Origin of the sequence: Ulvibacterium sp. (assembly GCF_965228935.1) — a bacterium.
GTDB lineage: Bacteria > Bacteroidota > Bacteroidia > Flavobacteriales > Flavobacteriaceae > Ulvibacterium.
In genome coordinates this window covers 3,744,116-3,757,940 of sequence record NZ_OZ245846.1, presented here as the reverse complement: position 1 = coordinate 3,757,940, position 13,825 = coordinate 3,744,116, and the positions used below count along the sequence as shown (strand labels likewise).

General features: G+C 42.3%; 11 protein-coding genes. 5 read left to right on the top strand and 6 right to left on the bottom strand.

What is annotated here, in order from left to right:
* Positions 1-220 precede the first annotated feature (220 nt).
* The 3 genes from ACO06Y_RS15955 (at position 221) to ACO06Y_RS15945 (ending at position 4,947) form a co-directional block, all read left to right on the top strand.
* Positions 221-1,459 carry a cell envelope biogenesis protein OmpA gene (locus ACO06Y_RS15955; RefSeq protein WP_422079990.1) on the top strand — a complete coding sequence of 413 codons (1,239 nt, stop codon included), beginning with the start codon at positions 221-223 and terminating at the stop codon, positions 1,457-1,459.
* Positions 1,460-1,666: 207 nt separating this feature from the next.
* Positions 1,667-3,472, top strand: a complete 1,806-nt coding sequence (locus tag ACO06Y_RS15950) for a PorP/SprF family type IX secretion system membrane protein (RefSeq protein ID WP_422079989.1) — start codon at positions 1,667-1,669, stop codon at positions 3,470-3,472.
* 845 nt (positions 3,473-4,317) lie between these two features.
* Complete coding sequence (locus ACO06Y_RS15945) at positions 4,318-4,947, top strand: response regulator (RefSeq protein WP_422079988.1); 630 nt, start codon at positions 4,318-4,320, stop codon at positions 4,945-4,947.
* Between the two features lie 205 nt (positions 4,948-5,152).
* On the opposite strand, the gene ACO06Y_RS15940 is transcribed toward ACO06Y_RS15945, so the two are convergent.
* Together ACO06Y_RS15940 and ACO06Y_RS15935 are read right to left on the bottom strand one after the other, a co-directional pair.
* Positions 5,153-6,088 carry a hypothetical protein gene (locus tag ACO06Y_RS15940; protein WP_422079987.1) on the bottom strand — a complete coding sequence of 312 codons (936 nt, stop codon included), beginning with the start codon at positions 6,086-6,088 and terminating at the stop codon, positions 5,153-5,155.
* 148 nt (positions 6,089-6,236) lie between these two features.
* Positions 6,237-6,893, bottom strand: coding sequence for a recombinase family protein (locus tag ACO06Y_RS15935; RefSeq protein WP_422079986.1), 657 nt, complete (start codon positions 6,891-6,893; stop codon positions 6,237-6,239).
* 469 nt (positions 6,894-7,362) lie between these two features.
* On the opposite strand from ACO06Y_RS15935, the gene ACO06Y_RS15930 reads away from it, so the two are divergent.
* Positions 7,363-7,533, top strand: a complete 171-nt coding sequence (locus tag ACO06Y_RS15930) for a DUF6747 family protein (protein WP_422079985.1) — start codon at positions 7,363-7,365, stop codon at positions 7,531-7,533.
* Between the two features lie 608 nt (positions 7,534-8,141).
* Here ACO06Y_RS15930 and ACO06Y_RS15925 read toward each other — a convergent pair.
* On the bottom strand, positions 8,142-8,711 hold the full coding sequence (locus ACO06Y_RS15925; RefSeq protein ID WP_422079984.1) for a GNAT family N-acetyltransferase: 570 nt from the start codon (positions 8,709-8,711) through the stop codon (positions 8,142-8,144).
* A gap of 280 nt (positions 8,712-8,991) precedes the next feature.
* Here ACO06Y_RS15925 and ACO06Y_RS15920 point away from each other — a divergent pair, with 280 nt between their 5' ends.
* Complete coding sequence (locus ACO06Y_RS15920; protein WP_422079983.1) at positions 8,992-9,135, top strand: hypothetical protein; 144 nt, start codon at positions 8,992-8,994, stop codon at positions 9,133-9,135.
* A 191-nt stretch (positions 9,136-9,326) separates the two neighbouring features.
* Here ACO06Y_RS15920 and ACO06Y_RS15915 read toward each other — a convergent pair whose 3' ends face one another.
* The 3 genes from ACO06Y_RS15915 to ACO06Y_RS15905 all read right to left on the bottom strand — a co-directional run bounded on the left by ACO06Y_RS15915 (position 9,327) and on the right by ACO06Y_RS15905 (position 13,824).
* Positions 9,327-9,914, bottom strand: coding sequence for a hypothetical protein (locus ACO06Y_RS15915; RefSeq protein ID WP_422079982.1), 588 nt, complete (start codon positions 9,912-9,914; stop codon positions 9,327-9,329).
* A gap of 594 nt (positions 9,915-10,508) precedes the next feature.
* Complete coding sequence (locus ACO06Y_RS15910) at positions 10,509-11,825, bottom strand: serine hydrolase domain-containing protein (RefSeq protein ID WP_422079981.1); 1,317 nt, start codon at positions 11,823-11,825, stop codon at positions 10,509-10,511.
* Positions 11,826-12,288: 463 nt separating this feature from the next.
* Positions 12,289-13,824, bottom strand: a complete 1,536-nt coding sequence (locus ACO06Y_RS15905; protein WP_422079980.1) for a YifB family Mg chelatase-like AAA ATPase — start codon at positions 13,822-13,824, stop codon at positions 12,289-12,291.
* Between the last annotated feature and the right edge of the window lies 1 nt (position 13,825).

Genomic DNA, 13,825 nt, shown 5'->3' with positions numbered 1-13,825 from the left:
TGCTTTTAGAGGTTTCGCAAAAACAACTGTAAATTAATTATAACTGTTTGATTTACAGTCATATTCATAGTATTTCAACACAAAAACAGTGTAGCTTTCCGGATTCGATTTTAACAAAATCAGGGGGTAAAGTACCCAAAACCTATGAATTTTTGTTAAGTAAAGGGCCATGACAATTTGTGAACTTTGTCGATAATTATTAACCCTTTATCGATCCACTATGAAAAATACCACGACCCACAGCCTCATCTTCGGATGCCTTGTACTCTTCTTATGTTGTTCGCTATCCGCTCAACAATCCAACAGATCCAATTCCAACGTTCTAGACCTGTATAGTACATACAAACAACTGGACAGTTATCTGGAAATGAAAAAAATGGGATATGATGACCGAGCGATTTTCGAAGACTTGGGAAACGCCAATTTTTTGGCGGAGAATTATGAGAACGCCCTATTTTGGTACACTAAACTGAAGGATATCAGTAGGAATGGTGAACTTGAAACCAGTTATCAGAAACGGTACCATCACGCGCTAAAGAAAACTACTGGAATTGCAGCGAAAGATCGGTCGGATAATACTGACTGGGTAGCCGACGTAAAAGCAGATTATCAATTAGAGGATACCTCCACAAGTAAATATTGGGATTTTGAATTCGGCCCTAATGGTGAGCTTATCACCAGTGCCGAAAAGCCTATAGATCATAGCCTTACCATTTTATTGGACAATGAAACAGATGATCCGAACGGCTATAAGGCTCCCGTAGCCCTAACCGCCAATGGCACTGTCGCCTACTTCAGCAAGTCTGTTCTGATCAAGCCCGAATACGGTATTTTCTCGAAAAAGGAAAAGATACAGAAAATATACAGGGCTGAAAAGATCAATGGTCAATGGAAGAATGTAAAGGAAGTCGCACTATGCCCAAAACGGTACTCAGCTACCCACCCCGCTATTTCAGAGGATGGCAAGCGCTTGTTCTTTGCCTCCAATATGCCTGGGACGTTTGGGAAGTATGATATCTACGTTTCCACCATACAGAAGGACGGTACATTTGGAGTTGCCAAAAACCTTGGGGAAAAGGTGAATTCCAAAAAGAACGACCTGTATCCGAACTTGGCCGCCGGCAATACTTTGTTCTTTGCCTCAGACGGACGAAACGGATACGGTGGCCTGGACTTGCATATGGCACAGGTAAGTAGAAAAAAAGTAGATTGGTCCGTGAATCTGGGGAGCGATATCAATAGCAAGGAAGATGATTTTTCCATTGTTCTTCCAACTCGGGACCGACAAGGCTATGTCGTATCCAATCGCGGAAAGGACAAGGACAATATTCAACGTATCGCCTTTACGTATGACCGTAAAAAATACAGATCTCATCTGAAAAGCGAACATGATATTCTTGAGGCCTTGTATAGCGAAAACAATATCGACTACTCTTCTACCCTCTTTGAGGACGAGTAATAAGAAATCATTTGTAAACCACTGCTATCCCCTATAATATATATCCTGTTCAACGAGAATACCAACACCCGAACAATTTTTAAGATATATAGGGGATAGTAATTAAGCGATCGGATTTTAGGGATCCACTACCCAAACCCTGATCGTAGTAATCAAAAAAGGTATTTCGGAACCTTATCCGATAACACAACCATAATATTTGCCAAGATGAGCCGTATTATCAATTTTAGGAACAAAATAGGTTTGCTTCTTCCGATATTCTGTGCTGTATTGGTCAGTAATATGACCTACGGTCAGGAAGAAGAATCCACCTTAAGCTCTAGCAGTACCTATCACAATCAATTATTTTTTAATCGATTTTTGATCAACCCCACATTCTCATTGGTAAGGGAAAACAAATCCTACATAAACTTGCTACACAGAAATCAATATGCCACTTTTGAGGACAATAGCCAGAACTACTTTCTTGGTTTTAGCAACAAATTAAACGAGAATACAGCAATGGGCATCAGTGCTTATACCCAATGGTTAGGTGTGGTACAGGAGTTCGGTTTTAATGCCAACTACGCCACCTCGGTGCGATTGAGCCCAAAGAGTAGACTTAGTTTTGGTACCAATATCACCTATTTCAACAAAGGACTGGACCAAAATCGTGTTGTGGCCACCGAATCGGATGAGCGGATCAACGAGTCCAGAAAAGAGAGTAATCTGGCCATTCAGCCCGGAATCACGCTTTCCCTAGGCAGGTTCGATTTTGGCCTGTACGCAACGGACATGTTGCGCTACAATCAGACCACCAATAGTTTTTTGACCAGTCTTAACGATAAAAGCCTTAAGGCCTCGCTCCAATATACGCATTCATTTGATGCAACACGTGGATTATTTGAGGATGCCCGTTTAATGCCCCTGGCACAATTGGGCAAAAACCCGGATGGAAGCTTGGCCTATGTAGGTTCCCTATTATTGGATTTACCGAATTATGGCTGGTTGCAGACCAACTATGACAATACCTACGGGCTGGCTATGGGATTCGGGGTAAACCTGAACAAAAAAATGTCCCTGGGCTATTTGGTGGAAAAGGACATCACAACGCAAGACACGGATTTGGGTTGGAACCATGAAGTATCCTTGGCCTATACGTTTCAAGATCGTACCACAAGTCTTGGGGGACTTGTAGACGCCTCCGAAGACCATAAGATCGATGGCATTGTTAGAAACTATGAAGAGCAGATCCTACAACTGATCGAGGAGAACAAAAAACTGGCCCGGAGGAACACACAGGAATTGACCGATCAGGTTTCGAAGAAAAAGAAGATGGCCAAAAAGGACAGGGTCGAGACAAAAATAAAGGAAGAGGATTATACGGGCTCCCTGGCCTATGAAAACCGCCTGATCCTGGACGAGCTCATCCTTAGACAGGATTCAATCGAAGCAGCCCGTACGGCGGCCTTCGAGAAACGGTTCGAGACCATGGTACGCTTGTTACGAAACGATGTTAAAAATAGTATCAAGGCCCTTTCACCAGAACCCAATAGCCCGGCACATACGCAACTGGCTTCGGTAACAAAAACCCAGACCGAAGTCAAAAAGAACTTAAAAAGCAAGGAGAAGGCAAGCCCTGTTAAAAAGACGATTACAAGGGATTACAACGACCCCATTGCCGTTTTGGAGAATGCAAAACGTAAGGATTATGAGGAACTGCCCATTAAAAGATTGGATCAATCCGATGTTGTGGGCGTAAAGTCAGGTTACTACGTGATAGCCAATGTTTACAAGAACAAGAAATACTTAAATGCCTTTATGAAGCGTTTAAAAGACCAAGGCTTGGATGCCAGGCATTTTTACAATAAGGAGAATGGGCTGCACTATGTATACCTGGCCGATTTCAATTTCAAGGACGAGGCAAGGACGGCCTTCGTATCCAACTTGGACGGAAAATACCAGGACGAGAAATGGATAATGGAAGTAGCCGATAACAATTCTGCCATTGTTTACAATTCATATTCAGAGTAAAGTGATTTATAAAAGTATTATGATTAGTGGGTCCTAGTTTTTGTGGTTGGAAACTGGGTAAAAAAATAGCGGGGCATGTCCCCGCTATTTTCTATTTAGGCCCTTACCCATTTTTTGTATCCCTTGGTACAATATATATACCATACATGCCGTTTGGATTATAACAAAAAGACGTATACCCCCGAATACGATTTCTTTACTCGATCTTGTGACTGTTCCAAGAGGCTGGTTCCAGCCCAATGTCATAGAATCGTTTTCAGTGTAACTACTTTAAGTCTACCAACCGATCAGTCGGTTTATCGACCAACTGCACGAAAAAGTCTATAAAGTGTGCATTTGAACGAAAATACGCACGTGGGATATGTTTTTTTAAAATTTTTTATCTAGGTTTAAAATCAGATAAGAGCATTAAAAACTATTGTCTAACCCCAAATCCCACTACATGAAAACACGTCTACATTTTAATTTCAGCCAAAAAAGTAGCGCCGATCATTGCTCAAGACCAAGAGCGTACCCCAAAGTCTTTATAAAGAGTATTCCGGTGCCGATCGGTTACCCCTTTTAGATGTTTTAAGCCCAGCTTACCACAAAGCACTTTTATTCTTATAGTGCAAGAGGGATACTATTCCATTTAGGCTTTAGCCGTATAAACTGAAAGTCCGTACCATAAGTGGTCATGGACGTTACCTACAATCCATAGGGATTATAGGGCCGTATCTACTTGTGCTATGATATAATACCATCAAATATGATGCATTTAAGATTTACAACCATAATTTCCCCACAACCACGGCCACCCCGGGCTTCCGCGAAGTTTATGGGTGTGCCACAAAACCCAAATCAGTATGAACCAGGACCCACTAAAAATTATTGTTATAGACCATGAACAATCATTTCACACCACCTATGAAACCTACTTTGGCTCGTTTCTGGAATATGCGTTAAAGGGCGTCTACCCCACCATAAAAGATGCCCTATACGCATATAATCACTTGTTTCCGGATGTTATCTTTTCGGAAATAGAATTGCCCGACCGATGCGGAATAGAAAGCATTCAACTATTTAGGCAAAAAGACCCGGAGGTGAAAATTATCATGTTAAGTGCCGACAATGACTTTGAGCTTATCAAGAAGGCCTTTAAACATGGGGCCAATGGCTATGTTACCAAACCATTGAATGAAAGAAGCCTGTTCAATGCATTGGATGCCATACAGCGCGAAGGTGCAACTTTGAGCAATGACATTGCCAAAAAAATCATTGCCATGTTCCAAAGAAAATCAAGGCAGTACTTCTCGGAACGGGAAAACCAGGTCATCGATTATCTTTGCCAAGGTGCCACTTACAAGACCATTGCAGAAAAATTGTTCGTTACCCCCAGCGCGGTAAACTTTCACATACAGAACATTTATTTAAAACTGGACGTCAATTCCAAATCGGAAGCGCTCTCCAAGCTGCAGGAGTTAGAGTATGCTTAAGATCCAGCGAAAACTCAAATTAAAGCGTCAAGCTCAAGTCTGACGGTCCAAAAATCCAAATCCCAAAATCCAAATTTCAAGAGGACGACCACAGTTCATCCCAATTGAAATTTGGGATTTGGTGCTTTCTATCGGCCTGGCAGTCGGTTATTGGAGCTCTTGCACATCAACAATCAAAAGGGAAAGACCCATTTTTGCCTTCCCTTTATTTTTCCATGATTTCTTTTTTATGTTTGTCCGTACCCTCCTTGGATACGACCAGTATTTCCGGTTTGTCCTTCCTAAGACTTATTTGCCAATCACGGAACACTTCCCAGGTGTCGTTCACAAAAATCGGAGTTCCGTAGGCCTTGACCAGAGCCTTTTTTACTCGACTTTCCTCCTGTTTCGCCGTAAGGATCCAAAGCAGGTAGAGCTTGCCTTCCACGTTGAACTTAGCCTCTATCTTCCTAGGGAAACCGGCATATTCCATTCCAAAACAGTTGAGCTGGGTTTCGCCGTTGGGAAATTCCCTTTTGTCCAAAAGGGTAGTCATTTCCTCAAGCCGGGGTTCTAACTCCCGAAGCAATGCCCCAAACTTGAAAACCTCCGGGATCTCGGCCGAAGCCGTATACTTTGGTGCAACAGTCACGTTATTTAAGTACGGATTTTTCCATGCGAATAGATTGGTGTGTAACCCCTCTTCCGTAAGAAAAAAAGCTTCATTTTCCTTCTCTTTGATTACCATATTGTCCTTTCCCGTATAAAATTTGTACCCTTTGTAAAACTCAATATCGGAAATCTTGGAAACGCCCTCCCCTTTTGCCGATACGAAACTCAATCGGCCATCCGAAAAAGTGAAGACCACTTTATCAAAAAGATAATAATCGTACCGACTACAATCCGTACATACGAGATGTTGTTCCGTGAATTGGGCCAAGGGAAAAGTGATTTCCTCGGGGTTAACCTCTATTTTTTGTATTGATCCACAAAGCTTCTCCATACTTTTCATGACCGTCTCCGGGCTATCGGACATTTTAATTTCACCAAACAACTCACCAATTTGACCCAAACCATCCCAAGGGCTTAAACCGATCATGATCGCCCCCAATACCATGGTTCCACGAAGAAGAAAAAGGCGTTTCTCTTTTGTGTCCATCATTCTTTATGCTTTGGCATAAAGAGTACGGCGAGAAGCAATTGTTACAAAAATTAAGGAAGCTAAATCTTACGGAGCTTCAAATATATTATAATCCTGTCCTCAGAATAGGTAGACTATGCGAAGTGTTGCCAAACAACAAGGCTTTTTGCTATTTGATCAAAGCCTTTACTTTCTGTACGGTTCCCAGACTTACATTGCAAAGTTTGCTCGCGTTACGCAAGGTATGCCCCTCCCTTAAACGTTTTATCACATGTGTATACTTGGCGAGGATCTCCTCCTTGGATTCCTTGGAACCCTTTTTACGGCCTTTATAAACCCCTTTGGCTTTTGCCAGTTCTATACCTTCCCTTTGGCGTTCCTGTAGGTTCCTGCGCTCCATTTGGGCTATGTTGGCTAGGACATTGACAATAAGCTTAAAGGTGGGGTTAGGCTTCCCGACTACCAAGGACTCGAGGCCCAAATCATCCACTTTGAGAATGATACCACGGTTATCAAAATGCTGTAAGGTGGTTAGGATATCCAAGAGGTTCCGCCCTAGCCTATCAATAGCACGGACACTTACATAGGTAATACTATTATCCTCCAGGAGTTCCTTTCCCTTGGGTCGTTCATGAAATGGAACCGAACCATTACAGATGTCCAGATATAACTTTTCGTGACAATACTTATTGTGCAACCAATGCTCCATTTGCTGATCCGGGATATCGATACGGATATATCGTGCATTCATGGAAATATCTTTTGTAATCTGTGAATATCGCAATAAAAATGGAGTGGGTACATCGAATACGGTTCTATGGCCCATTTTTTCGATTTAAGGGGACTACAATGTGTTAAGTTCAAACTCAAATTCAAGTTCAAGTTCAAACTCAAATGTTAGGTTACGGGTTACGGGTTACGGGTTACGGGTTATAGGTTACGGGTTACGGGTTACGGGTTACGGGTTACGGGTTACGGGTTTAAGTTATTTTATTTTCTGGTACTTCATACTTCTAATTTCGTATTTCGTACTTCTAGTTTCGTAATTCCATCTCGTATTCGACTTGGCCGATTTTTAAGCATTTTGGACATTTTATGTGGCTTCACTACCGTTTACCCCCATTCATGTGTCTTTTGTCCAATTCGATATATACTAGGCCAATCGATGAAATGCAGTCATTTTCGTCGTTCTTTTGCTTTGCCGCCATTTACCTAATTTTTTTCCGATTTATCCAAAACTCAAACGTCCCTCCCCAATTCTTGACAGTTTTGTAGTTCACACAAATCTTATTTCTATGAAGACATTTTTACTGTTAAAGGAAATTTATATCGACGCCTTCAGAGATCTGGGGAGCTGGATTGTGGAGAACTATTTTAGGGCATTCGCCTGGTTTAGCTTTATGATGCTGGCCGTGGTATTTTATGCTTTCGTTTTTAGGGTAGTAACCGGATTTGCTTTCGAATAAGGCGCACACCGGAGTTTCCATGGGATAAATGCAATACTTATGTTTTCGATTTTGGACAAAACGTGTTCGCGATATCTATCCAAATTAGTTTTGGCTGCTACCGTTCTCTTGCTTTTCCGTTTTTTTGGATGAGCTCAATTCTGAATCTGGTTGCCACAGTGGGATCCGTCCCGTGGCACCCCTCGGATTCTCATTAATGTTTGTTATTATGCCGTAGCAGTTATAGGCCCTCTTCTTTGTAAGGGGGCTTTTTTTATCCAAATCGGTTAAAGGAGGGTACTCCATAAAGAAATCCCGAGCTTCAAAAACAAATTGCAAGAATAAAGCTCAAATTCAAGTACAAGTGTCAAATGTTAACTGGTAAGTGTTGATGATTTCGGGTTTCGGGTTTCGGGTTTCGGGTTTCGGGTTTCGGATTTAAGTTATTTTATTTTTTGGTACTTCGTACTTATAATTTCGTATTTCCCATCTGTTTTTTTAGTTGGTCATTCCAAAATCCACACTATTAAATCATCCGTATCCGCTTCAACAAAGAAGTAGGTTTAAGTGGATATTTCGCGGGCACAAAATATTGAGAAACCTTGAGACCCTTTTAAATTGTGCCGGTATTATAAGTGTTTTTTCCATTCTTCCTTAAGAATACTGTACACATAAGTTCCTTCACTTTCCCCATACGATTGAATGTTGTAATTTCTTAAAAGCCCTTCTTTAATGGCTCCAATCTTTTCTATTGCTTTTTGGGACTTCAAGTTGTGTATATCTATTTTAAACTCTACTCTTCTTAGGTCTAAAGCGTCAAAACAATAATCTAGGAGCAGTTTTTTGCAAATTGCATTAATACCAGTTCCTTGAAATTTTTCACCAATCCATGTCCATCCTATTTCCAACCTTTTATTTGGAAAACTAATGTTTCCAAACATGGTTACCCCAATTGGATTATTGTCTTCCTTACCCATAATTAATAAGGGGTAGCGTTCTTTTTCTTTTTTTGAATTTAGACAGTAGTCGAAGTAAGCCGTTAAATCATTTCTGTTTTTTACTCTTGCCCCAAATTCCCCTAATTCTTTGGTATAGCTTATAGATTCTATTTTATCAATATCGTTAATGGATAATGGGCGTAGTAAAATTGACTCGTTTTCAAGAACCAATTCAGATGAGAAAAACGTTTCGGTGTTCATTTTTGGATTTGCATATTACGTGTTCATTGGCGTTTAAAATACAGCTTTACACTGCCAAATCGGTATGAAATGGAAAAAGGTTGCAATTTTCATTTTTGGTCAAGCGAACCGTTCAAAACAACCGATTCCCCTTTCCTTAAGGGCTAATCCTATTTCCATTGCCATAATGTACCGGTCCATTGTAAAGGGTCTTTAGATTTTATTTTGCATATTCCGAAATTACCTATTGTCCAAATGTAGGAAAAAAGTTATCTTAGGCTTCCCGATAAAAAAATGAAGCATGTCACTTGACTTTATACCCAAACAGGAACGAAAAAACCGGCTACACAAACTTGTACTCCTGGGGCTTGTAAAACCCGATGGAAAGGGCGATTGGGAACTTACCGATGAGGGGCAGGAAATCGTAAGCGGAAAAATCCGGTAGTTATAAAGCTACCTTACATAGACTTATGGTTCATCATTTCTAAAAGAGGTAAACAGAGGTTTGTATATGTCGTATCTTTGGAGAAACTATCAAGAATGGTAGTATTCCAGATGAAAGTTTGACGGACTCCTGATATAATTCCTTGGTATTTACCGTCACTTCAAAACGTTCCAATATGCAGCCGGCAAATCTCAATTCACGGTGATATGGTATCTACCTTCCGAATCTGAATTTCTGATTTTCGTAGAAATTCTTATTTGGGCATTACTTCCATTTGTGGGATTAAATCCCATGTCTTGGCCCCCCGAACCTGAAGGCGAATTTGCCAAGAAGAATTGACCATTGCTTTTGAGTGGGATTCCGGCCCTCATTCCATATGTTCCATTATTGAAATCAGCAACCCCAAGTAATTCGGTATTTGCAGGTTCACGATAATCAATAACGTTGAGGATACCTTTTTCTATTATTATTTCATCGGTTTCAAAGCGCAAAGGGGTAAAACTGTCTCCATCCGCTTCAAACAATGAAAATCCAAAAAATGTTGCATCCGCCCTTGTCATTTTAAAAATATCAATGTCCTTTTCAGAAATTCTATCTGTTTGCACCGTTGGAATATCAATATTAAACCATAAATAATCTCCTTGTTCAAAAACGGATCGATCGTCATCAACAAAAACTACATTTTCATTTCTAATCTGGAAAAAATTCAGTTCATTGGAATCTTCACAGCCTATTGTGTTAAAACATAAAATCACTAATACTAATCGAATAGGTTTCATAGCAGAATATTTATTGATTTTCAAAATGAAATAGGCCACAATTATAGTGCCGTATTCCTAAAGACGATAATTCTACTATAAAAATAAAATGGGTGATATCGAACCGCTATGACTTTTATCAGTTCAGAAACAGTATAGGTCACAATTTAAGTTAAATATCCTTGTTCCCCTGCCCTCAAACTCCTGCCCGTTTGCAACCCGTAAGGCGAAGTTTGGAACTTCGGAATAAACTGGATTCAAATTCAAGTGTAAGTGTTAAATGTTAGGTCTTGATTGTTTGGTGCTTCGACTATGCTTACGCTAAAGCTTCAGCGACACGCGTACGCTCAGCATGACATGTTTGGTGTTCGGGTTTCGGGTTTCGGGTTCCGGGTTCCGGGTTTCGGGTTTCGGGTTTCGGGTTTCGGGTTTCGGGTTTCGGGTTTCGGGTTTCGGGTTTCGGGTTTCGGGTTTCGGGTTTCGGGTTTAAGTTGTTCTTTTTCCCGTATTTCCACAATTTTAATTTCGTATTTCGTACTTCTAGCTTTGTACTTCCGATTTCGGGTTTGGGATTTCTTTACGGACCAGAGGTTACATTCCTGTCGATTGTTTAGTTCACGTTCCAGCCGATCCGGAGGGTTGGGAGCTGACCACTGACTGTTTCGGAGGCATTTCTTCCGTGTGGACCCGAATGACCTCCTTAACGATACTATGAAGGTCGGTGATCACGCGCTGGGCTATCTTGGATTGGTTATTCAGCAGTACGCAAATACCCAAATCTTCCTCCGGAAAAACCGCTATTTCATTGCGGAAGCGGTTAACGCTTCCCCCATGGTGCCATATGGTGTTTTCGACCTCCGAGTCATCTGACCGATAGGTATGGATCCTCCAGCCAAAACCGTAATGCGAGGTCATATGTCCAGGCCAGCGTTGGTAGTACTTCTGTCTCCCGGGTATCTCAACAAATGGCGTAAAGGCTTCCTGTAAGGCTTCACGTGTCATTACATCGGGACGATGACCTAGCAAAAGTTGCATCCATTTAGCCATATCCTCGGCGTTCGAATTGATACCTCCGGCAGCAACGGCATTAAAGTAGGAGTCGGTTAGCTTGCCGGATTTCCATCCACGTCTTGCTTTGACATGTGGTTTGGCTTTATTCTCTGTCTTCCTGAGTGCATCAAAGTCCATAGTGGTAGCGCACATTTCCAGCGGTTTGAAAAAGCGTTCTTCCAAGGATGTAGTAATCTCCTGCCCGGTGACCTTCTTCATCATTTCGCCGGAAAGCGCAAATAACGCATTTTGATAACTATACATTTCCCCAGGCTTGCTTATGGGCTGTACCTCGGTAAATCGACTTGCGATTTCGTCCACAGATAACCCGGCCTCCACCAGATTTGTGTAGCTATGATAGGGTGCCCCAGAGGTATGTGATAATAAATGGGCCAGGGTGATGTTTTCCGTATTTTCCAGATCTCCCAGCTCAAATTCGGGAATGTAGTCACTGACCTTATCTTCCCAGGTCAACTTTCCTTCATCCTTTAAATCTGAGGCAAGCACCCCAGCAAATCCCTTTGAAAGCGAACCCAGTCGGAAGACTGTTTGCCCGTCTACCTTTTGGCCCGTAAGGCTATTCTTTGTCCCGAATCCATCGGCCAAAAGCACTTGTTTCCCATTCACAATACTTACACCGGCACCTACAACTTCCCCAGCGGCTATGGCCTTACTGAAATAGGAATCAACGGCCTGCTGCAGGGCAATCCGCAGTTCTTTATCCAAACCCCTATTATTCTGTTCTATAGATATATAGCTATTTTTATCGGAAGTTTCTATTGAATAATCCGTGACAGAAACGGAGTCATTGCCGCATAGCGTCGGAACAAATAGGAAAAGTAACAAAATCGCTAAACCGGCGAAGATTTTAAATCGGTACATGTGCAAAAATAGCTTTGGTCTTGGTTTGGTATGACATAAGGCGTATGGATATAAAACCCATTAATTCGTTGATTATTATACGTTGCGGTATTTTTATCAAGAACAACCTAAAAATAAAGAAAATCTATTTAAATCATATACATATTCTTTCCAACTTCAAGCAATATGGGTTTATGAGTTAATGGCATGGAACAAAAAAACTAGAAACGATAAGTGATGAGTAGTAAGTGTTGAGTGATAAGTGGGAAGTGGGAAGTATTGAAGTTTTGGGATTTGGGATTTGGGATTTGGGTTTCGGGTTTCGGGTTTCGGGTTTCGGGTTTCGGGTTTCGGGTTTCGGGTTTCGGGTTTCGGGTTTCGGGTTTCGGGTTTCGGGTTTAAGTTGTTCTTTTTCCCGTATTTCCACAATTCTAATTTCGTATTTCGTACTTGAAATTTGGGATTTGTAATTTGTTATTTACAACTACCCGAGCCAACCTTCGCGATCCAAACTTCGGTATTGAATGGCCTCCCCGATGTGGTTTCCATCAACGTCCTCCTTGTTTTCCAAATCGGCAATGGTACGGGCCACCTTTAAGATACGGTCATAGGCCCGCGCAGAGAGATTCAGGCGTTCCATGGCATTCTTCAGTAGATTCAACGAAGTCTTATCCAGTTTACAAAACTCCCTAATTTGCTTAGTGTTCATCTGGGCGTTGTAATGCACCTTTTCCAAATCCTTAAAGCGTTTGGTCTGAATTTCCCTAGCCACTATCACCCGGTTTCGAATTTCCACACTACCCTCCCCTTTTCGATCCTCGGACAACTTTTCGAAGGGAACGGGTGTCACCTCAATATGGATGTCGATCCTATCCAATAACGGGCCGGAAATTTTGCCCAGATACCGTTGCATCTCTGCCGGAGAGGAGGTTACCGGTGCATCCGGGTCGTTAAAATATCCCCCGGGACTTGGATTCATACTGGCTACCAACATAAAACTACTGGGATAGGTTACTGTAAATTTGGCGCGGGAGATGGTTACCTCCCGATCTTCCAGGGGTTGCCGCATCACCTCCAAAACCCCTCGTTTAAACTCGGGTAGTTCGTCTAGGAACAATACCCCATTATGCGCCAGCGAGATTTCACCCGGCTGTGGGTAGGCCCCGCCACCGACCAAGGCCACGTCCGAAATGGTATGGTGGGGACTACGGAAAGGACGCTGGCTCATCAGCCCCATATTCTTAATCTTGCCCACTACGCTATGGATTTTGGTGGTCTCCAAGGCCTCCTGCAAGGTCATGGGCGGAAGAATGGAAGGCAAACGCTTGGCCAGCATGGTCTTTCCTGCACCCGGTGGACCGATCAAGATAATATTATGCCCGCCTGCGGCGGCTATTTCCATACAGCGCTTTATACTTTCCTGACCTTTGACATCCGAAAAATCGAATTCGGGAAAATCGAGGTTTTTATAGAATTCCTTTCGGGTATCCACAACAATCTGCTCCAAGGGCTTTCCCATATCGAAAAAATCAATGACCTCTTTGATGTTGTCCACCCCATAAACCTTTAGATCGGAGACTATGGCCGCTTCCTTTGCATTTTCATTGGGCAGGATAAATCCGGCAAACCCTTCTTCGCGAGCCTGTATGGCAATGGGAAGGGCACCTTTAACAGGTTGCAGACTGCCGTCCAGGGACAATTCGCCCATAATGACATACTTTTCCAGGTTTTCGGATTGGATCTGCCCGGAAGCGGTCAATATCCCCACAGCGAGTGTAAGGTCATAGGCAGAGCCTTCTTTCCGCAAGTCGGCCGGCGCCATATTGATCGTAATCTTCTTGCCCGGAATCTTATAACCATTATTGAGCAGGGCGGCGGCAATACGATAATTACTTTCCTTAATGGCGTTGTCCGGAAGACCAACCAAATGGTACCCTACGCCCCGATCTACATTGACTTCCACGGTTATGGTCGTGGCCTCCACCCCAAAAACGGCACTCCCATAAACCTTTGTAAGCATA

Excerpts from the sequence above, each read along its gene's own strand:
- ACO06Y_RS15955 (WP_422079990.1), top strand. The coding sequence starts at position 221 with ATGAAAAATACCACGACCCACAGCCTCATCTTCGGATGCCTTGTACTC.
- ACO06Y_RS15950 (WP_422079989.1), top strand. The coding sequence starts at position 1,667 with ATGAGCCGTATTATCAATTTTAGGAACAAAATAGGTTTGCTTCTTCCG.
- ACO06Y_RS15945 (WP_422079988.1), top strand. The coding sequence starts at position 4,318 with ATGAACCAGGACCCACTAAAAATTATTGTTATAGACCATGAACAATCA.
- ACO06Y_RS15940 (WP_422079987.1), bottom strand. The coding sequence starts at position 6,088 with ATGATGGACACAAAAGAGAAACGCCTTTTTCTTCTTCGTGGAACCATG.
- ACO06Y_RS15935 (WP_422079986.1), bottom strand. The coding sequence starts at position 6,893 with ATGGGCCATAGAACCGTATTCGATGTACCCACTCCATTTTTATTGCGA.
- ACO06Y_RS15930 (WP_422079985.1), top strand. The coding sequence starts at position 7,363 with ATGAAGACATTTTTACTGTTAAAGGAAATTTATATCGACGCCTTCAGA.
- ACO06Y_RS15925 (WP_422079984.1), bottom strand. The coding sequence starts at position 8,711 with ATGAACACCGAAACGTTTTTCTCATCTGAATTGGTTCTTGAAAACGAG.
- ACO06Y_RS15920 (WP_422079983.1), top strand. The coding sequence starts at position 8,992 with ATGTCACTTGACTTTATACCCAAACAGGAACGAAAAAACCGGCTACAC.
- ACO06Y_RS15915 (WP_422079982.1), bottom strand. The coding sequence starts at position 9,914 with ATGAAACCTATTCGATTAGTATTAGTGATTTTATGTTTTAACACAATA.
- ACO06Y_RS15910 (WP_422079981.1), bottom strand. The coding sequence starts at position 11,825 with ATGTACCGATTTAAAATCTTCGCCGGTTTAGCGATTTTGTTACTTTTC.
- ACO06Y_RS15905 (WP_422079980.1), bottom strand. The coding sequence starts at position 13,824 with ATGCTTACAAAGGTTTATGGGAGTGCCGTTTTTGGGGTGGAGGCCACG.